The 18,458-nt window shown below is 69.3% G+C and carries 20 protein-coding genes and 1 pseudogene; 7 read left to right on the forward strand and 14 right to left on the reverse strand.

Annotated features, from left to right (window positions below; genetic code table 11):
* Positions 1 to 441: 441 nt before the first annotated feature.
* The gene (locus ABD172_RS12245; RefSeq protein ID WP_344310036.1) at positions 442 to 1,818 is read left to right on the forward strand and encodes an amino acid permease; all 1,377 of its coding nucleotides are present in this window, start codon (positions 442 to 444) and stop codon (positions 1,816 to 1,818) included.
* 34 nt (positions 1,819 to 1,852) lie between these two features.
* Here the strand turns inward: ABD172_RS12245 and ABD172_RS12250 are convergent.
* Positions 1,853 to 2,038, reverse strand: a pseudogene (locus tag ABD172_RS12250) (TetR-like C-terminal domain-containing protein); the annotation flags it as partial.
* 20 nt (positions 2,039 to 2,058) lie between these two features.
* On the opposite strand from ABD172_RS12250, the gene ABD172_RS12255 reads away from it, so the two are divergent.
* Together ABD172_RS12255 and dctP are read left to right on the forward strand one after the other, a co-directional pair.
* Entirely contained in the window at positions 2,059 to 2,259 is a 201-nt protein-coding gene (locus ABD172_RS12255) for a hypothetical protein (RefSeq protein ID WP_344310037.1), read from the forward strand.
* Positions 2,260 to 2,471: 212 nt separating this feature from the next.
* On the forward strand, positions 2,472 to 3,725 hold the full coding sequence (dctP, locus tag ABD172_RS12260; RefSeq protein ID WP_344310039.1) for a TRAP transporter substrate-binding protein DctP: 1,254 nt from the start codon (positions 2,472 to 2,474) through the stop codon (positions 3,723 to 3,725).
* Positions 3,726 to 3,828: 103 nt separating this feature from the next.
* On the opposite strand, the gene ABD172_RS12265 is transcribed toward dctP, so the two are convergent.
* The 5 genes from ABD172_RS12265 to ABD172_RS12285 all read right to left on the reverse strand — a co-directional run bounded on the left by ABD172_RS12265 (position 3,829) and on the right by ABD172_RS12285 (position 6,419).
* Positions 3,829 to 4,317 (reverse strand): GNAT family N-acetyltransferase, encoded by a 489-nt coding sequence (locus ABD172_RS12265; protein WP_344310040.1) that lies wholly within the window; start codon positions 4,315 to 4,317, stop codon positions 3,829 to 3,831.
* Positions 4,318 to 4,396: 79 nt separating this feature from the next.
* Positions 4,397 to 4,642: a hypothetical protein gene (locus ABD172_RS12270; protein ID WP_344310041.1), complete on the reverse strand. Its 246-nt coding sequence runs from the start codon at positions 4,640 to 4,642 to the stop codon at positions 4,397 to 4,399.
* 21 nt (positions 4,643 to 4,663) lie between these two features.
* A complete protein-coding gene (gene ispF, locus ABD172_RS12275) occupies positions 4,664 to 5,197 on the reverse strand; it encodes a 2-C-methyl-D-erythritol 2,4-cyclodiphosphate synthase (protein ID WP_344310042.1) in 534 nt (177 codons plus the stop codon).
* Positions 5,194 to 5,940, reverse strand: coding sequence for a 2-C-methyl-D-erythritol 4-phosphate cytidylyltransferase (ispD, locus tag ABD172_RS12280; protein ID WP_344310076.1), 747 nt, complete (start codon positions 5,938 to 5,940; stop codon positions 5,194 to 5,196). The genes ispF and ispD overlap by 4 nt, the downstream gene beginning before the upstream one ends.
* Positions 5,937 to 6,419: a CarD family transcriptional regulator gene (locus tag ABD172_RS12285; protein WP_344310043.1), complete on the reverse strand. Its 483-nt coding sequence runs from the start codon at positions 6,417 to 6,419 to the stop codon at positions 5,937 to 5,939. Before ABD172_RS12285 ends, ispD begins: the two co-directional genes overlap by 4 nt.
* A 340-nt stretch (positions 6,420 to 6,759) precedes the next feature.
* On the opposite strand from ABD172_RS12285, the gene ABD172_RS12290 reads away from it, so the two are divergent.
* Positions 6,760 to 7,320, forward strand: coding sequence for a hypothetical protein (locus ABD172_RS12290; RefSeq protein WP_344310044.1), 561 nt, complete (start codon positions 6,760 to 6,762; stop codon positions 7,318 to 7,320).
* A gap of 114 nt (positions 7,321 to 7,434) precedes the next feature.
* On the opposite strand, the gene ABD172_RS12295 is transcribed toward ABD172_RS12290, so the two are convergent.
* On the reverse strand, positions 7,435 to 8,115 hold the full coding sequence (locus ABD172_RS12295) for a response regulator (RefSeq protein ID WP_344310045.1): 681 nt from the start codon (positions 8,113 to 8,115) through the stop codon (positions 7,435 to 7,437).
* A complete protein-coding gene (locus ABD172_RS12300) occupies positions 8,112 to 9,410 on the reverse strand; it encodes a sensor histidine kinase (protein ID WP_344310046.1) in 1,299 nt (432 codons plus the stop codon). The genes ABD172_RS12295 and ABD172_RS12300 overlap by 4 nt, the downstream gene beginning before the upstream one ends.
* Before the next feature lie 164 nt (positions 9,411 to 9,574).
* On the opposite strand from ABD172_RS12300, the gene phoU reads away from it, so the two are divergent.
* Positions 9,575 to 10,276, forward strand: coding sequence for a phosphate signaling complex protein PhoU (gene phoU / locus ABD172_RS12305; RefSeq protein WP_344310047.1), 702 nt, complete (start codon positions 9,575 to 9,577; stop codon positions 10,274 to 10,276).
* 95 nt (positions 10,277 to 10,371) lie between these two features.
* On the opposite strand, the gene ABD172_RS12310 is transcribed toward phoU, so the two are convergent.
* The 3 genes from ABD172_RS12310 to ABD172_RS12320 are packed head-to-tail and all read right to left on the reverse strand — an operon-like array spanning position 10,372 to position 12,987.
* Complete coding sequence (locus ABD172_RS12310) at positions 10,372 to 11,112, reverse strand: phosphoglyceromutase (protein WP_344310049.1); 741 nt, start codon at positions 11,110 to 11,112, stop codon at positions 10,372 to 10,374.
* A 50-nt stretch (positions 11,113 to 11,162) separates the two neighbouring features.
* Positions 11,163 to 11,756: a YbjN domain-containing protein gene (locus tag ABD172_RS12315; protein ID WP_344310051.1), complete on the reverse strand. Its 594-nt coding sequence runs from the start codon at positions 11,754 to 11,756 to the stop codon at positions 11,163 to 11,165.
* On the reverse strand, positions 11,731 to 12,987 hold the full coding sequence (locus tag ABD172_RS12320) for a glycosyltransferase (protein WP_344310052.1): 1,257 nt from the start codon (positions 12,985 to 12,987) through the stop codon (positions 11,731 to 11,733). The genes ABD172_RS12315 and ABD172_RS12320 overlap by 26 nt, the downstream gene beginning before the upstream one ends.
* Before the next feature lie 33 nt (positions 12,988 to 13,020).
* Between ABD172_RS12320 and ABD172_RS12325 the strand changes: the two genes are divergently transcribed.
* A complete protein-coding gene (locus ABD172_RS12325; protein ID WP_344310053.1) occupies positions 13,021 to 13,893 on the forward strand; it encodes a class I SAM-dependent methyltransferase in 873 nt (290 codons plus the stop codon).
* A gap of 52 nt (positions 13,894 to 13,945) precedes the next feature.
* Here the strand turns inward: ABD172_RS12325 and ABD172_RS12330 are convergent, their stop codons facing one another.
* The 3 genes from ABD172_RS12330 to ABD172_RS12340 are packed head-to-tail and all read right to left on the reverse strand — an operon-like array spanning position 13,946 to position 16,345.
* Positions 13,946 to 14,785 carry an alpha/beta fold hydrolase gene (locus ABD172_RS12330; protein ID WP_344310055.1) on the reverse strand — a complete coding sequence of 280 codons (840 nt, stop codon included), beginning with the start codon at positions 14,783 to 14,785 and terminating at the stop codon, positions 13,946 to 13,948.
* The gene (locus tag ABD172_RS12335) at positions 14,782 to 15,096 is read right to left on the reverse strand and encodes a DUF2516 family protein (RefSeq protein ID WP_344310057.1); all 315 of its coding nucleotides are present in this window, start codon (positions 15,094 to 15,096) and stop codon (positions 14,782 to 14,784) included. The genes ABD172_RS12330 and ABD172_RS12335 overlap by 4 nt, the downstream gene beginning before the upstream one ends.
* A 10-nt stretch (positions 15,097 to 15,106) precedes the next feature.
* Entirely contained in the window at positions 15,107 to 16,345 is a 1,239-nt protein-coding gene (locus ABD172_RS12340) for an FUSC family protein (RefSeq protein ID WP_344310059.1), read from the reverse strand.
* A gap of 152 nt (positions 16,346 to 16,497) precedes the next feature.
* Here ABD172_RS12340 and pepN point away from each other — a divergent pair.
* Positions 16,498 to 18,458, forward strand: a 1,961-nt coding sequence (gene pepN / locus ABD172_RS12345; protein ID WP_344310061.1) for an aminopeptidase N, incomplete at its 3' end; no start/stop codon positions are given.

An 18,458-nucleotide genomic window follows, 5' to 3' on the forward strand; every position in this document is an offset into this window, starting at 1 on the left:
AAACGGCATCATCACGATCAATGATCACGCTATTGAGTTCTCAAAGAACAGACGCTCATCAACCTTCTCACCAGCAGAAACACCCTGCCGGTTGCCTGGTTGAGGCTGTTGTTGTCGTTCTCCCCGGCGCGGGGCGAACGAGTAACTACTCTAGACCACGGTGAAACAGCCCCGCAACTCGAAAGGGGCACTTTTCATCGTGACGCCCACCACTCTTCCGAAAAGCATCCCGTCCCCGGGCCCGAGCGGAATCGTGCGGCCCGTTCCACCACGTCCCGCGGCAGGGGCGAACGCCGGGGCCTAGGATGGCACGGTTGCGTGCTGCGGGCCCGCGCTCGAGCATTGCTCCGGGCTCTCCCGTACCGCGCGCTCTCCGCATGCAACCCGTCGGAGCCGTCCGTGCTCCCGGCGCATCCGTTCGCGTTCGAGGAAGGTTGCCACATGTCTGATCCCGGCCACACATCGCTCCAGGCTTCGATGAAGCCCCGGCATCTCGTCATGATGCGCCTGGGCTCGGCGATCGGTACAGGGCTTTTCGTCGGAACGGGCGGTGTCATCGCCGCCGCCGGCCCGGCAGCACTCCTCGCCTATGTCATCGCGGGCTTCATCGTCATCTGCGTCATGCGGATGCTCGCGGAGATGGTGGCCGCCGACCCGAACCCCGGGGCGTTCTCCTACTACGCGGGCAAGGCACTTGGTGCACCAGCCGCGTTCGCCACCGGCTGGTTGTGGTGGATCCAGATGTGCCTCGTCGTCGCAGCCGAGGCGATCGCCGCCGCCCAGATCCTCTCGGAGCTCGTGCCGATCGTCCCCAGTTGGGTGTTCGCCCTCTCCTTCATGCTGCTCTTCACCGGGATCAACCTCGCCGCCGTCGGCGAATTCGGGGAGTTCGAGTTCTGGTTCTCCCTCGTGAAGGTGGGCTTCGTCGTCGTCTTCCTCGTTCTCGGTGTCCTCTTCCTCCTCGGGCTCACCCCCGGCGACTCCCCCGGCCTCACCCACCTCACCGAAACCCCGTTCATGCCGACCGGCGTCAGTGGCGTCGCTGCGGCACTGCTCATCGTCGCGTTCGCGTTCGGCGGGGTGGAGATCGTCGCGATCGCCGCGGCCGAGACCTCCCGGCCGGCCCACTCGGTCGCGAAGGCCACGCGGGCCATCGTCTGGCGGATCGTGCTCTTCTACATGGGGTCTGTGGCGATCATGGTGCTCGCGATGCCCTGGGACGACCCCGATCTGCACTCGGCGCCCTTCGTCGCCGTTCTCAACGTCGCGGGACTGCCCGCGGTCGCCGCCACCCTCGGGCTCGTCATCGTGCTCGCGCTGCTCTCCTCGCTCAACGCGAATCTCTACGGCGGTTCCCGCATGGTGTTCTCGCTCGCCGAGCGCGGGCTCGTCGGCCGCGGCCGCGCGTCCCGTCTGTTCGCCGGGACCAATACCCGAGGCGTCCCGGTCGTCTCCGTGCTCGGCACCTCGGCATTCGGGTTCGTTGCCGTGCTGCTCAACTACTTCTGGGGCGAGGCGGTCCTCGGCATGCTGCTCAGCGTCGTCGGTTCGACGCTCATCGTCACGTGGGTGTGCACGATCGTCTCCCACCTCGTGCTGCACTACCGGGCACGCAGGGAGGGCACCGAGCTGCCGGTGCGGATGTGGTTCTTCCCGTACGTGTCGTGGTTCACGCTCGCCTGCGTCGCCGCGGTCGTCGTGCTCGGCATGACGGTGCCGGCGATCCGCACGCAGATGCTCCTCACCTTCGCCCTCACCGCGGTCCTCTACGGGCTCGGCGTCCTCGCCTCCCGCCGCGGCATCGACGCGCTCACCTGAGCGGTCCGCCCCGGGTCCGCCCGGAGCACTCGTGTCACCGTCCCGACCGGCGGGGCGAGGGCTCACCTCCGGGACCGACCGCTCCCTCCGCTTGCAGCGCCGCGTCGACGAGCCCGTCGACGAACGACTCGTCGAGCGGGCCGGTCCGGAGCAACCGCCGGCGGAAGAAGGGGCCCAGGAGCATGTCCTGCAGGAGGCCCGGATCGACGTCCGGGTCGGTCTGCCCGACAGCTCGCCGGGATGTGGGGTGACGAGGCCGGGCCGGCGCCGGAGACCGCGGCCGAGGCCGTCCTCGCCGCGGCGGACGCCGGCGCGACCGCCGAGGTGCCGCACCGGGTCGTCATCGGCAGCGCCTCGTACGACATGCTGCTCGATCTCGAGGCGGCGCGCCTCGAACGACTGCGCACTCAGGAAGCCGTGAGCCGCCTCGCTCCGGGGTGAGCGATTCCCGGGGTGCGGAATCACGCATTCACTTTGCGCCGAACGTTCGTTAAGGTCGCCTTCAATCGGACAAGGACGTCCGATCGCCCGGCCTTCCACAATGACGTAGGAGCCCAGTGATGTCCCCAGAGAATCACGTGCGCAGCACATCCGAACACCCTGCATCGCCCTCCCCCACGCACGGACCCCGACGGCTCCGTTCCGTCCTCGGCGTGGGCGCCTCGGCAGCTCTCGCTCTCCTCCTCGTCGGCTGCGCCGGAAGTGCCGGCGGCGGCGCCGGCGGTGGTGGCCAGTCCGGCGGTGAGGGTTTCGCTTTCGGCGCGCCCCAGGAGGAGGTCGATGCGCTCATCGCCGATCTCGAACCCGTCACGCTCGTCTTCCAACCGGGGGCCTCGGGCCCGAACTCCCCGACCGCGCAGAACGCGAACAAACTCATCGAGGCGATCGAGACGCGTTCGGGCGGCAAGATCGACGTCCAACCCGCATGGGGACAGTCGATCGCACCGCATGCAGAGGTCGAGGACGCACTCGTCGACGGGCGCATCGACCTCGCTTTCGAGGCGGCGGTCTATTTCCCCGAGGAGTTCCCGGTGATGGATGCGTACAACAAGATCACCCAGTACTCCCCCGCCTCACCGATGGCCGGCGAGGCGATCAACCAGGCGATCATGGCCGAGTGGGGGTGGAACAGCGAGGAACTCCTCGAGGAGTTCGAGTCCAAGGGCCTCACTCCGCTCTCGGCCCTCATGGTCTCCGGTGACTACTGGACGGCCTGCACGAGCCCCGGTTCCTCGCTCGACGACTGGAGCGGGCGCATCATACGGATCGCCGGTTCCGCCCACGCGGCGATCGTTCCGGCACTCGGTGCCTCACCGGTCTCCCTCGAGTACCCGGAGACCTTCGAAGCGCTCGAACGCAGCACCGTCGACTGCACCTTCGTCCAGCCCCAGGTCGCCGGGTCGACCGGGATCATGACCGCGGCCCCGCACCTCGCCCACTTCGCGAACGCGCGAATGACGGGGTCGGCGACGGCCGCGCACCTCCTCGGGTCGAAGTGGGAGACCCTGCCGCTCGCGTACCAGCAGATCATCTTCGACGCCTCGCTCGACGAGTTCGAGGGCAACATCCTCAACACGGTCGACGCCGGACTCCAGGCGGTCGTGGACGCGAAGAGCTCCGGCGGCACGATCACGGAGTTCGACCCCGAGGCCGAGCGGACGATCTCCGAGGTGCAGGACCAGCTCGTCCAGGACCTCATCGACGAGGGCCGTCTGCCGGAGGACGTCATCGAGCAGATGACCGCGCTCTCGGACAAGTGGGAGGGCATCGTCCAGGAGGACCTCGGCATCACCGACGGCGGCACGCTCGAGGACTTCGACGAGTGGTACGCCCCTGGCGACATCGACTTCCGCCCCTATGCCGAGCGGGTCTTCGACGAGGTCATCCTGCCGCACCGCCCGGAATGACCGATACCGCCGCCGAGGCGCCCCACCGGACCCGGCAGCATCCCCGGTCCGCCTTCCGGCACCGACGGCGGCACCCGAGAGCACCGCAGCCGCTCGCCCGCCCTCAGTCGACGGCAGGCGAGCGGCGTTCCACGAGGATCGTGTCGCGCCAGGTGCCGCCGTGCCGCGCGATGCGTTCGCGCCGCCCGACCTCGCGGAAACCCGTGGCGAGGTGGAGCGCTCGGGACGCCTCGTTCTCCGGGAAGAGGGAGCTCTGCACGGTCCAGTAACCGAGGGCATCCGCCTGCGCGAGGAAGTGGTTCATGAGAAGCCGGCCGACACCTCGGCCGTGGGCCGCCGTGTCGACGTACACCGAGTGCTCGACAACACCCCGGTAGGCCGGGCGGGTGGAGGTCGGAGAAGCAGCGACCCACCCGAGGACCGCCTCGTCGCCCATCGCGACGAATCCGAGCTCGGGGATCCTCTTGCCGCGGAAGTCCTCCCAGGAGGGGACCTCGGTCTCGAAGGTCGCCGTGCCGCCGGCGATTCCCTGGCCGTAGATGCGGAGCACGTCGCCGGCGTGTCGGTCCGCCATGGGTTCGATGGTCACCATGGAAGCACCCTAGGGACGGGAGGTTTCCCGGGGATTACGCGGGCACACAGGGCCCACGAGAGCCGGCCGGGGTGGCCCGTCAGAGTTCGTCCCGCCGGAGTTGCTCGGTCTCCGGATCGAGCATCGAGAGGAACGCGCGCACCACCATGCGGTGGTCCACCTTGCCCTTCATCGCACCGGCGGACTCGAAGCCGAGCTTCTCGGGGTGATTCGTCCACTCGTATGCGTAGGTGTCCCCCGACCTCGTCACCCGGAACTGTTTGTCCCCGAGCGCGAACTCGTCGACCACCTGGGGCGCACCGCGCCCGGACTTCTTCTTCGCCATCGTGCGTTCCGTTTCTCTCGTTCACGCCGTGGGGTACACGAGGGCGGTCGCGATCGCGGACACTCCCTCGCCCCGGCCGGTGAGCCCGAGCCCGTCGGTCGTCGTGCCGGAGAGCATGACGGGGGCTCCGGCGGCGGCGCTCAGTACCTCCTGGGCCTCGGTGCGGCGCGTGCCGATCTTCGGGGTGTTGCACACCGCCTGGACGGCGATGTTCCCGATCGTGAATCCCGCTTCCCGGACGAGGCGCGCGGCCTCCGCGAGGAGCGTGGCCCCCGAGGCGCCGGCGAGCTCCGGCCGGTCCGTCCCGAAGTGCGCACCGAGGTCACCGATCCCGGCCGCGGAGAACAGGGCGTCGCAGCACGCGTGTGCGACGACGTCGGAGTCCGAATGGCCGTCGAGTCCCACGGCGCCGTCCCACAGCAGACCCGCGAGCCACATGGGGCGTTCGGGGTCCGGGGAGAATCCGTGGACGTCGACACCGATCCCCACCTGCGGCAACGGCACCGACGGGTGCTGCACTCCCGCCTCGGACGGGGTGGATGCTCCGGCGGTCATACAGGCTCCTCCTCGAGGTGGAACGCAGCAATGGCGAGATCGATCGGGTACGTGATCTTGAGGGCCCGCTCGTCGCCCGGTACGCCGACGACCGTGTGACCGGCGCGTTCGACGAGCCCGGCGTCGTCGGTCGCGGCCGGGTCGGGATCGCGGCGCTGCAGTGCGTGGGCCTCCTCGAGGACCGCACGAGCGAACCCCTGGGGTGTCTGGATGCGGCGCAACAGGTTCCGGTCGAGGTCGCCGACGAGCTCCTCGCCGGCGGTGCCCGGGTCCACCTGTGCGTCTGCACCCCGTCCTGTGCGGACGCGCTTCACGGTGTCGGTGACCGGGAGGGTGGGGACGACGGCTGCGGCGCCGGCCTCGAGTGCGGCGACGACGCGGTGGAACACCGCCGGTGGGGTGAGAGCGCGGGCCGCGTCGTGCACGAGCACGTGTTCGCACTCGGGGACTCGGGCCAGAGCGCGCGCGGTGGACTCGATGCGATCCGCACCGCCGACGACGATGTCGACGAGTGCCGGATCCGCGTCGGATTCCCGGGCCGCCCGATCGGCGAGTACCCGGGCCTCACGCACGAGCGCCTCGGGGACGGCCACGACGATCCGTGTGGCCACACCCGAGGCGAGTGTTCCGGAGATGCAGTGTGAGAGCAGAGGTTCCCCGGAGAGTGGAACGAATGCCTTGGGCACCGAGGCACCCAGGCGGGTCCCCGACCCTGCGGCCGGGACGACGACGCAAGTACTCAGGACGCGAGGACCTCGTCGAGCAGGGCTTCGGCCTCTTCCTCGGCCTTCTTCTCCGCGAGAGCGAGTTCGGAGACGAGGACCTGGCGGGCCTTCGCGAGCATCCGCTTCTCACCGGTGGAGAGGCCGCGGTCCTGCTCGCGGCGCCAGAGGTCACGCACGACCTCGGCGACCTTGATGACATCGCCGGACTGGAACTTCTCGAGGTTCGCCTTGTACCGGCGCGACCAGTTGGTGGGCTCCTCGCAGTTCTCGGCACGGAGAACCTGGAAGACCTTCTCGAGGCCTTCTTCGCCGACGACGTCGCGGACTCCCACGAGGTCGCAGTTCTCGGCGGGCACCTCGATTGTCAGATCGCCGTGCGAGACCTGAAGCTTGAGATAGAGCTTGTCCTCACCCTTGATGGTGCGGGTCTTGATCTCCTGCACGGTAGCCGCCCCGTGATGGGGATAAACAACGGTGTCGCCGACCTGAAAACTCATATTCTCCTGAACCCCTTTCGCGGATCTCCAGTTTACCATGAGCCACGCCACAGGAGACCGTAGGTTTCGCGTGCACGACGTGATATGACGCGAGATCTCGCGGATCCGACCCGGACTGTGATGCGCCTTGCGTGAGCACCCCCACGCAGCGCCGCACCCGTCCGCCGACCCCGACCTGGTCGATCACGAGGCGCTCCGGGCACCTCTCCGGCGACGGACGGGCACCTCTCCGGCGACGGACCGGGGCCTCCGGGATCGGTTCTACGGGCGGTGGAAAAACGGGTAACATAACCGGGGAATCTGTACTTTTTCTGTCTAGCCACTCCGAGGAGCCTTCACCGTGAAACGGCTTTCGCGTCTCGCACTCGCTGCCACCGCAGTCGCTCTTGCAATCCCCATGAGCGGTTGTGCGGCGCTGCTCTCCGCACAGCAGACCCACGAATACCAGTACAACGGTGGCGACGGTGCGTGGACGACGATCGACGACGTGGACGTCCGCGGTCTCCTCCTCATCGCGAACAACAACGACGAGGCCCAGTTCTTCTACTCCGTCACGAACAACTCTCCGGAGCCGGCACAGGTCGAGATCTCCGTCGGCAGCGCGGACGAGTCCTTCCAGGTCGCCGCGGGTGAGACCGTCGTGCAGAACCCGGAGAACGAGAACTCCCGGTCGACCGAGCCGCTCGTCGTCACCGACTACGACGGCATCGTCGGTTCGCAGGTCGACGTCGACGTCACCGTGAACGGCACCTCGGAGGTCGTGAAGACGCAGGTGCTCAACGGCGCCCTCCCCTACTACGAGGAGCTCGAGCCGGAGTCGACCGTCCCGGAGGAGACCCCGAGCGCGGAGGCCACCACGGAGGACGCCCACGCGGAGGAGTCTGCCGAGGCCGGTCACTGACGACGGACCCACGCAACACCGCGCTCATCGCGCGGCCCCACGAGGAAGGCCCCCGGCTCGTGCCGGGGGCCTTCCTCGTGTCCGAGTGAGGTACGGGGAGTGTGCGTGCCCCGCTCAGGCCTCGAACTTGTATCCGAGGCCGCGCACGGTGACGAGCAGGACGGGCTCCGAGGGCTCGACCTCCACCTTGGCCCGCAGGCGTTTGATGTGGACGTCGAGGGTCTTCGTGTCGCCCACGTAGTCCTGCCCCCAGATCCGGTCGATGAGCTGGCCGCGGGTCATGACGCGACCGGCGTTCCGCACGAGCATCTCGAGGAGCTCGAACTCCTTGAGCGGCAACTGGAGCTCCTCGCCGCGCACCGAGGCGACGTGGCGGTCGACGTCGATCCGGACGCCACCGGCCTCGATGATCGATTCCATGAGACCCTCGGGCTCCGCATTGCGCCGCATGACGGCCCGGATCCGGGCGAGGAGCTCACGGGAGGAGTACGGCTTCGTCACGTAGTCGTCGGCACCGAGTTCGAGGCCCACGACCTTGTCGATCTCCGAGTCCTTCGCGGTGAGCATGATGATCGGCACGTTCGACTTCGCGCGGATCTGCCGGCACACCTCGGTACCGGGGACGCCCGGAAGCATGAGGTCGAGGAGGACGAGGTCGCTGCCGGCGCGGTCGAACTCGGCGAGGGCCTCGACACCGTCGGGGGCGATGGTGACCTCGTAGCCCTCCTTGCCCAGCAGGTACGAGAGCGGGTCCGAGATCGAATCCTCGTCTTCGACGAGAAGAATGCGTGTCACGTCGTCTGCTTCCTTTGTTCTTCGGTCGGGATGGTCGAGTCGGTGGTCTCCGGCGCCTCGCCGAGGCGGTCCGGAGCGGGTGCGCCCGTCGCCTCGTGGGCCGGCCCGTCGAGCAGGATGCCCGACTGCGCGGCCGCCTCGAGTGCGGCGTCGTGCGGTGCGTCGACGTGGTCGGGGCGGGCGAGCGGGAGCACGATGGTGAACGTGGAACCCTGACCCAGTTTGCTCCACACCCGCACGTCCCCGCCGTGGGTGGCGACGATGTGTTTGACGATCGAGAGCCCGAGGCCGGTGCCGCCGGTGACCCGGGAGCGGGCGGGGTCGACCCGGTAGAACCGCTCGAAGACGCGTTCGGTGTCCTCCGTGCTGAGGCCGATCCCCTGGTCCGTCACGGCGATCGCGATGCGCTCGTCGTCGAGCTTCGCGCCGATCCCCACCTGCGTGCCCTCGTTCGAGTAGTTGATCGCGTTGTCGACGAGATTGCGGACCGCGTTCACGAGGAGTTCGTAGCTGCCCTCGACGTACCAGTCGCCGCCCGTGGCGACCTGGACGGTGATGTTCTTCGCCTCCGCCTGGGTGCGGGCGCGGTCGACGGCGTCCTCGATGACGGACGAGATGAGCACGGTCTCCGTGTTCCCGGGCGCCTCGTGGTCCTGAACGCGGGAGAGATCGATGATCTCCTGGACGAGCTGCGAGAGACGCTTGGACTCCTGCTGCATGCGACCACCGAAGCGTTCGACGGCCTCCGGATCGTCGGCGAAGTCCGTGACGGCCTCCGCGAGGAGGGAGATCGCACCGATCGGTGTCTTGAGTTCGTGGGACACGTTCGCGACGAAGTCACGCCGGACGGCGTTGAGCCGCCGCGCCTCCGTCTGGTCGTCGCAGAGGACGAGGACGAACGTCGTGCCCAGCGGGGCGACCCGCGCATGGAGGTAGCGGGTGTGGCGGGCGTCCGCGCCGCGCTTCTGCTCGAAGTGGACCTCCTCGATGAGGCCGCGCACGCGCACGCGCTCGACGACCTCGGACAGATCCGTCGAGGAGAGCATGTGGCCGCGCACGAGCCCGTAGGTGTACGCGGCGGGCGAGGCCTTGACGACGTCGTTGCCGGCGTCGATGACGATGGCGGCGCTCGGGAGGACCGCGAGGACCTCGGCGATCCCGTCCGGCAGATCCCCCTCGGAGTGGAAGTCCGCGGAGTCGCGACTGCGCTCGGAGAACCGGTATGCGAGAATTCCCGCGATCCCGAGTCCGAGCCCGATGACTCCCGTGAGTACGGCGACGACCAACAGATCCACGGATCAACTCTAAACGGGGCGCGAACCGCCATAGTACGGAAATTGGCGGGACGACATAGAGTTTGCGCAAGTGTTCACTCGATGGACAGGAACGATTCACCCGGTACTGGAACCGTGGGGGCGAACTGCCTCCACGCCCGCACTCGCGAAAGGACTGACGTGTCATGCGTGAAGTCTTCAAGAACGAACTCGACACCATCTCCGCCGATCTCATCGCTCTGGCGAACAAGGTCCTCGAGGCGATCGACAATGCCAACGAGTCGCTCCAGAACAACGATCTCGAACTCGCCGAGAAGGTGATCGATGCCGACTCGGTCATCGACATCCTCGTCGCGGAGATCGACAAGGAGGCCGCGACCTTCCTCGCCCTCCAGGCCCCGGTCGCCGTCGACCTCCGTGTCGTCATCGCCGCGCTCAAGATGAGCGTCGCGATGGAGCGGATGGGCGACCTCGCCCGTCACATCTCCTCGCAGGTCCGGATCCGCCACCCCAAGCCGGCCCTTCCGGCCCCCTTCGAGGACGTCTTCCTCCAGTTCGGCCGGTCCGCGCACCGCATCGCGGTGTCGATGGTCCAGCTCCTGGAGAACCCGGGCCTCGGCGCCGTGCCGATGATCTCGAACATCGATCAGGAACTCGACGAGCTCCACCTCCGGGTGTTCACGCTCATCGCGGAGGCCGACATGTCCGTGGTGACGCCCTCGCAGATCGCGGACGTCACGCTGCTCGCCCGCTACTACGAGCGTTTCGGCGACCAGGCCGTCAACGTCTCCCAGAAGGTCGAGTACCTCCTCACCGGTTCGTTCTCGCCCGAGCTCTCCGCGAAGGACGAGGGCACCGCGGGAGCACAGACCACGAAGACGGCCTGACCCTTCCGCCGCGCACACCGAACGGCCCCGACATCACGAGGATGTCGGGGCCGTTCGGTGTTCCGGTGCGACGCCGGACGACGCGGTTCCGGCGCTCAGCGACCCTGGTTCGCGACCTGCCCGATCGCGGCCTCCGCGGCCTCCGGGTCGAGGTACTTCCCCGGACCGGTCGGCATGAGGTCCTCACCGATCTCGTAGTGGAGCGGGATACCGGTCGGGATGTTGAGGCCGGCGATGTCCTCGTCGGAGATCCCGTCGAGGTGCTTGACGAGCGCGCGCAGCGAGTTGCCGTGCGCGGTCACGAGGACGGTGCGGCCGAGTTGCAGGTCCGGGACGATCGCGTCGTACCAGTAGGGCAGCATGCGGACGATGACGTCCTTGAGGCACTCGGTGCGCGGCAGTGCGTCACCGAGGTTCGCGTAGCGGGGATCGTTCGCCTGCGACCACTCGGAGGAGTCGTCGAGCTCCGGCGGCGGGGTGTCGAAGGACCGGCGCCAGGTCATGAACTGGTCCTCACCGAACTCCTCGCGGATCTCCTTCTTGTTCTTGCCCTGGAGCGCACCGTAGTGACGCTCGTTGAGGCGCCACGACCGCTTCACGTCGATCCACGAACGGTCCGCGGTCTCGAGGGCGAGGTTCGCGGTGAGGATCGCCCGCTTGAGGCGCGAGGTGTGGAGGACGTCCGGGAGGAGGTCCGCCTGCGCGAGCAGCTCGCCTGCCCGTGCGCCCTCGGCGCGGCCCTTGTCGGTGAGCGGGACGTCGACCCAGCCGGTGAACAGGTTCTTCTGGTTCCACTCGCTCTCGCCGTGGCGGAGCAGGATGAGGTTGTAGGTCATGGGCACATTCTGGCAGATGTCCCGGAGCGCGGCGGCTCCCACCGTACGGGTCAGTACGTGCCGAGGAACTCGTTGTCCTCGCCGGAGAGGAGCTTCTCGAACGCCGCGAGGTTCCGGGTGGACTCCCCGCGGGCGATCCGCCACGCCCATTCCTTCTTCATCGAGGTGAGGAAGCCGAGCACGAGGAGTTCGTTGAAGCTCTCGTCCGCGGCACTGAGGAACCGCCCCATGAGCGAGTCGACGAGGGCGTCGTTCCACGCCGCGAGCGGAACGGCCGCCTCGAGGTAGACGTCGCCGAGGCCGTCGATCGCGAAGGCGAGCCCGTGGAGATTCGAGTTCTTGTGGAGCAGCCACGCGTAGAACCGTTCGAGATTCTCGTCGGGCCGACGGATGACGAAGGCCTGGAGTTCGGCCTCGTGCTCACCGAACCGCACCGACACCGTCGTCCTGAGCTTGCGCTCCCCCGGCAGCGTGACGACGACCTGATTGCGGTCGAGCACGTCGACCTCGAGGTCCTGTTCCTGTGCCCAGTCGACGAGCCGGGCACACACCGGCAGGACGTCGACGTCACCGCGGGTGAGCGGCGTCGACGCCGCGCTCTTTCCTGCCGCGGACGACTCAGCTTTGCGCGTGGTGTCGGTCACGAGGTTCTCCGTTCCGGGTGCTCTCGGGTGCGCGGATGCCGATGCGGGTGAGGACACGGTCCACACAGGTGGTCCAGTCGAACACGGCCGCATGGGCGTGTGCTGCGGCGCCCATCCTGGCCCTTTGCGCAGGATCCCGCAACAGGGCCGCGAGCGCCTGCGCCCAGACGTGGGGATCGGTGCCCTCGACGAGGAGTCCCGTGCGGCCGGCCTCGACCACGTGCGGCAACCCACCGACGGCGGTGGCGAGGACGGGAACACCGGCGGCCTGCGCCTCGGCGGCAACGAATCCGAAGGACTCACTGCGCGACGGGACGACGACGAGGTCCGCGGCGCGGTACCAGCGGGCGAGCTCGTGCGGGGGCACGGGCGGGAGGAACTCGACGAGGTCGGCGATGCCCATGTCGCCGGCGAGTTCCGCGAACGCCGCCGCGTCGACACCGCCGGACGCTCCGCCGAGGACGACGAGACGCACCCGCGCGGCCAGCGCCGGGTCGTCGGAACGCAGGGCGGCGAGCGCATCGATCGCGACGTCGGTGCCCTTGACGTACTGCATCCGGCCCACGCAGAGGACGAGGAGGTCGTCGGCGGTGCGGCCGAGGTCCGCACGGGCCGTCTGCATGGGCCCGGGGGTGAAGGTGTGGAGGTCGACCCCGGGCGGGGCGACGAGCGTGCGGTCCGGGTCCGCTCCGAGGAGGAGGTGCATGTCCGCGGCCTCGGCGGGCGTGTTCGCCACGAGGACGTCCGCGGCCGAGGCGATCCGCGCCTCGGCGTCGAGCCGCACCTGCGGTTCGGCCGGGGTACCGGTGTCCCGGTCCTTCACCGCACCGATCGTGTGGAAGGTGACGGCGACCTGCGGGGTGCCGGGTGTCGCGGAACCGTCGCGGATGTCGAGTGCCGCGAGGGCGGAGATCCAGTAGTGCGCCCACACGAGGTCCGTGTCCCGGAAGTCCGGGTGTGCGGCGATCGCACGGGCGAGCGCGGGCACCTCGCGGTGGAGGGCCACCTTGTCCTCCGCGTGTCGCGGCAGGACGTGGACGGGGATTCCCGACGGCAGGTGCTCGGTGCGGGGTTCGAGGATCTCCGGCGCCGTCGTGAACACGACGACCTCGTGACCGGCCCGCCGGAGTGCTTCGGTCGTCGCGGCCACGTACACGTTGAGTCCACCGGCGTCGCCCGCGCCGGGTTGCGCGGCGGGCGAGGTGTGGAGCGACAGGACAGCGATGCGCACGAGGTCCGATTGTACGCTCGGTATCCTTGAGGGGTGCCAGCCCGCCCCCGTGCCACCTCCCCGACCGGAACGATCACCCGGGGGACGACGAACCCGAACCGTCTGCGTCGCGTCGATCGCTGGCTGCTCCATCTCCTCTCCCCCGTCCTCCGGCAGGATCCGGACCGGCTCGTCGTCGACCTCGGTTACGGCGCCACCGGGGTGACGCCCCGCGAACTCCACGACCGCCTGCGGCGCGACTTCCCGCAGGTGCGCACGCTCGGCCTCGAGATCCATCCCGATCGGGTGGCCGGGGCCGAGGCGTGGGTCGCCCCCGGCCTCGGGTTCGCCCTCGGAGGGTTCGAGGTCCCCGTGGCCGGCACCGTGCCGTCGGGCACCACCGCCGGGGAGCGTCCACTCGCGATCCGCGCCTCGAACGTCCTGCGACAGTACGAGGAGTCCGAGGTGGCGGCCGCGTGGGCGCTCATGGCGGCCCGACTCGCGCCGGACGGAGTGCTTGTCGAGGGCACGTGCGACGAGATCGGTCGGAAGCAGGTGTTCGTGACGATCCGGCCCGCGGCGGCCGGCCTCGGCGAGCGCCTCGCGCACGCCGCGCCCCCGGCGGTGACGCCCGAGAGCCTCACGATCAGTGTCGACACCGGCTTCATCGACCGCCCCTCGGACGTCGCGGACCGCCTCCCGAAGGCGCTCATCCACCACAACGTGCCCGGGGAGCGGATCCACGCGTACCTGCGGGAACTCGATCGGTGGTGGGACCGGGCGGCCTCCCTCGGCGCGCTCTCCGCGCGGCAGCGCTGGGTGACGATGGCCCGCAGCGTCCGGGACGCCGGTGTCCCGGTGACGCACGCACCAGCCCGGTGGCGCCTCGGCGAGATCACGGTGGAGTGGGAACACGTGGCGCCCTGAGGAGCCTTCAGCAGTCCGATGTAGGAGCCGTCAGCGGTCCGATGTAGGAGCCTCAGCCGTCGAAGAAGGCGGTGAGGATCTCCCGGACGCGGGACCGCCCGTGCCACAGGATGCTGCCGGCCGGGAGGACCTCGAGGTGCGCGTTCGCGAACGCGGAGGCGTAGGCCCGGGCGATCTCCACGGGGTGCGCGGCGTCGTCCTCCTGGGTGAGGACGAGGACCTCACCGGCGAAGTCCGCGGCGGCGGCCGGGTCCTCGACGGCGACGCATTCGCTCAGTCCCGCACCGTCGACCATGTCGGTGTCGAAGAGGGCGTCGACCTTCGCCCGGGCCCACGAGACGGCCGGCGGCAGCTCGGCGACGTTCGCGGGTTCGCGGGCGAGGAGGTCCGCGAGGAGACCCTCCCGGTCACCGGCGGCCAGACGGGCCCGCACCGTACGGGTGTAGGCAGCGTTGCGCTCGGCGTCCTGGGCGGGGAATCCGGCCCAGGACGCCGGGAGCACGAAGGCGATGCGTTCGAGGGAGCCGGCGGACGGGTGCCGGTCCGTCACGAGGCGGGCGAGACCACCGGCGCTCATCGAGACCCCGAGGGCCCGGGTGGCACGGGAGCGTTCGAGGGCGTCCGCGAGTTGCGTGGCCACCGTCGTATAGGTCCAGTCCGGTCCGGGTGAGGGCCTGCCGCCGTGCCCGCCGAGGTTGACGAGCACCCGGGTGCCGGCGATCCCCGAGGCGAAGGGGCGGGTGTCGCGGATCGCTCCGGAGAACCCGTGGGCGAACACCGTGACCGGGTCGCCGGATCCGAAGGAGGAGAGGTAGTGCGTGTCCGGGCCGGGGCGGTTCGGGTCCCGGCGGACGGGAGTGCCCTGTGCGCTCACCGGTTCCGAGGAGCTCACCGGTTCCGGTACCGGGGGTCGACGGAACGGAGGGCCTTGCGGACGTCCACGAAGTACACGGCAGCGGCGACGACCGCGAGAAGGGAGAGGAACATCGGCATCGCGTTCATCGGTGGCATCCCGACGAAACTCACGAGGGCCGCCGCCCCGAGGATCCCGCACCACAGGCCCTTCGACTTCTTGTCCGCGGCGCGGTACACCTCTCCGGAGTACCGGAGCGAGTCGATGAACGCGACGACGGAGAACACGAAGATCGCGATCATGAGCACCGTGAGGACGAGGCTCTGGACCGAGGCGAGGGTCGACATCATGCCGATCAGCCTAGCAATCGCGCCGGGGAGGTTCCTGGGTCTTCGGGTCCGGGCGGACCGCCTCGGCTCCGGGATCCGCTTCCTCGGGCGCGCTCTCCGTGTCCTCCTCGGGAACGAGGTCGAGGAGGTCGGTGTAGGCGAGCGGGACGGGCAACGGGGGCAGGGCGTCCTGCGCCCGGTCCTCCGTGGCACCGCCGGCCTGCATGAGGTCGACGGCGAGGGGCCGCAGGAGGAGGACGAACGCCTCGTCGTTGAGGTCGATGAGGTCCGAGCGACGGGGGTCGAGGGTGCGAGCGACGTCGACGAGGACGTCGAGCGCCGAGGCGCGGGAGACTCCCTGCGCGACCGCGGCCCGGATGCCCTCGGCCCCCTGCCCGAGTTGGTCGAGCATCGTCGCCACCTGTGGGCGGTCCACCCCGAGGTCCGCCATCGAGGCGGCACGACGGCAGATGACGCGCACCAAGCGCATCGCACGATCGGAGTACTCGAGGGACTCCGCGATCCGCCGGATCTCCCGTGCGTACCGTCGATTGCGCGCGTTGATGCGCGTGGACTCGAGGGAGATCGTCATCGAGGTGCGCCACGAGTCGACGAGATTCTGGGTGTCCCGCGCCCGGGCGAGCGCGTCCTCGGCCATGTCGGAGTCCGCATTGCGCAGGGCCTTCCCGCACAGCGCGAGGACCTCGGCGATCTCCTGCAGGAGCGTCGCCGCCCGGTCCCGGGGCGCCTTGCGGGCATCGTTGGGGACGAGGAGCGCCATCGCGAGGGCGACCCCGGCCCCGATGAGCGCGTCCGTCGTCCGGTCGAAGGGTTGCGCCGAGAGCCCCGGGGGCACCGTGACGACGTAGATCGACTGGATCCCGATCTGCATCGTGAAGAGCCCACCGGAGTTGAGCATCATGCCGAGGAGGATGCCGACGAACATCACGGTGGCGAGCTGCCAGATCCCGCCACCGAAGAGGTGGAGCATGAGTTCACCGAAGAGCACTCCGGCGGTCGCCCCGAACCCGAACTCGAGCGCCCGGCGGAGGCGTCGGTCGACCGTGACCCCGGTGCCGACCGCCGCGGCGACCGCGGCGAGGAACGGGTACTCGTGACCGAGGACGAAATGGCAGAACGCGTAGGCGAGCGTCGCGCCGCCGACGACCTGGACGATCTGGGAGAAGTTCGTGCGGATCCGGCGGGCTCCCAGGCGGACCCGGTTCACCGCGACCACACCGGCCCGCCGGGGCCACTGCCTCGTGTCCATCGGATTCCCTCTCTGTCACACCGCTCACCAGGAAGTCTAGTGAGCGCCCGGGACGACCGACACCGGTGGGCGGAAACGGATGCGAAACCTCCGCTCCGGAAGCCGTGACATGCTTGGTGCGCACTGCGTACACGTGATCTGCGGAGGTATCGATGACGACCAATCTCACCCGTGCCGAGGCCCGGGCCCGCGCGGAACTGCTGGAGGTCTCCCGGTACCGCGTGCACCTCGATCTGCGCACCGCGACGGACCGCGACGCGGATTCCTACGTGTCCGTGTCCCGCGTCGAGTTCACGGCGGCCGCGGCCGGGGAGACGTTCATCGACCTCATCGCCGAGGAACTCCTCGCAGTGGAAATCGACGGGGTCGCGCTCGACACCGCGGGGCGGTTCGACGGCGCCCGGGTGACGTTCCCGGTCACGGCGGGGAAGAACGTCCTCGAGATCACCGCCCGGATGGCGTACTCGCGCAGCGGTGAGGGTCTCCACCGCTTCTTCGACCCCGCGGACGACCGCGTCTACCTGTACTCGCAGTTCGAACCGACGGATGCCCGACGCATGTTCGCGAACTTCGACCAGCCCGACCTCAAGGCCGTCTTCGAGTTCGCCGTCGACGCGCCCTCCGACCTCACGGTGCTCTCGAACTCCCCCGGTACCGCCCCCGAACCCCTCCCGGACGACCCGTCCTCACTCCGCCACGAGTTCGCTCCGACCCGGGTGCAGTCCTCGTACATCACGTGCGTCGTCGCCGGCCACTACGCGAGCGCGGAGGACACGTACGTCGACGCGGTCACGGGCCAGGAGATCGCACTCCGGGTCCTCACCCGCGCCTCCCTCGCCGATCACATGGAGGCGGAGTCGATCTTCGAGGTGACGAAGCAGGGACTCGACTTCTTCCACCGGCAGTTCGAGGTGCCGTACCCGTGGGGCAAGTACGACCAGGTGTTCGTGCCCGAGTACAACCTCGGGGCGATGGAGAACCCCGGCCTCGTCACCTTCACGGACTCGTACATCTTCCGCGACAAGGTCACCCGCACGATGCGCGAGGCCCGCGCGAACGTGATCCTCCACGAGATGGCACACATGTGGTTCGGGGATCTCGTCACGATGAAGTGGTGGGACGACCTGTGGCTCAAGGAGTCCTTCGCGGACTACATGGGCGGCCTCGCCCTCGCCGAGGCGACCGAGTTCACCGACGGCTGGGTGACCTTCGCTCTGCGCCGGAAGGACTGGGCGTACCGGCAGGACCAGTACCCGACGACCCACCCGATCGTCGCGGACATCCCCGACGTCGAGGCGGCCCGCCTCAACTTCGACGGCATCACCTATGCCAAGGGCGCGTCCGTCCTCAAACAGCTCGTCGCGTTCGTCGGACGGGACGCCTTCATGGAGGGCAGCCGCCGGTACTTCCGCGATCACGCGTACGCGAACACGACCCTCGCGGACTTCCTCACCGCGCTCGAGTCCGCGGCTCCCGATCGGGACGTCGCCGGCTGGGCCGAGGCGTGGCTCGGGACGACCGGGGTCTCCGAGGTCTCCCTCGAGGTGGAGACCGGCCCGCGGGTCGGCGGGGGTGAGGGCCCGGTCGTCTCCGCCGCGACGCTCTCCCAGCGCAATTCCGACGCCACGGGCGAGAACCCGGGCACACTGCGCCCGCACCGCCTCGACCTCACCGGGTTCGTCCGGAACGGCGCCGCGTTCGAGGCCGTCGGCACCTGGCCGCTCGACCTCACCGGGGCCACCCGGGAGGTACCCGAACTCGTCGGGCGCCCGGTGCCGGACGTCCTCCTCCTCAATCACGGCGACCACGACTTCGTGAAGATCCGCCTCGACGAGGCCTCGACGCAGACGGCGCTGCGGAACATCGAACGATTCGCGGATCCGATGGACCGGGCCCTCGTGTGGTCGGCGCTCGGGAACGCGATGCGCGACGGGCTGCTTCCCGTCGAGGACTACCTCAAGGCGTACAGCCGCGTTCTCGGCAAGGAGGACCACCCCGGCATCGCCGGGTCGCTCCGGGCCCAGATGCTCACCGCGATCGACCGCTGGATCGCCCCGGCCCCGCGCGACGCCGCGGTCTCCGACGTCCTCGGCGAGGCGCTCGACGGACTCGC

The organism is Brevibacterium samyangense, assembly GCF_039529845.1.
Lineage (GTDB): Bacteria > Actinomycetota > Actinomycetes > Actinomycetales > Brevibacteriaceae > Brevibacterium > Brevibacterium samyangense.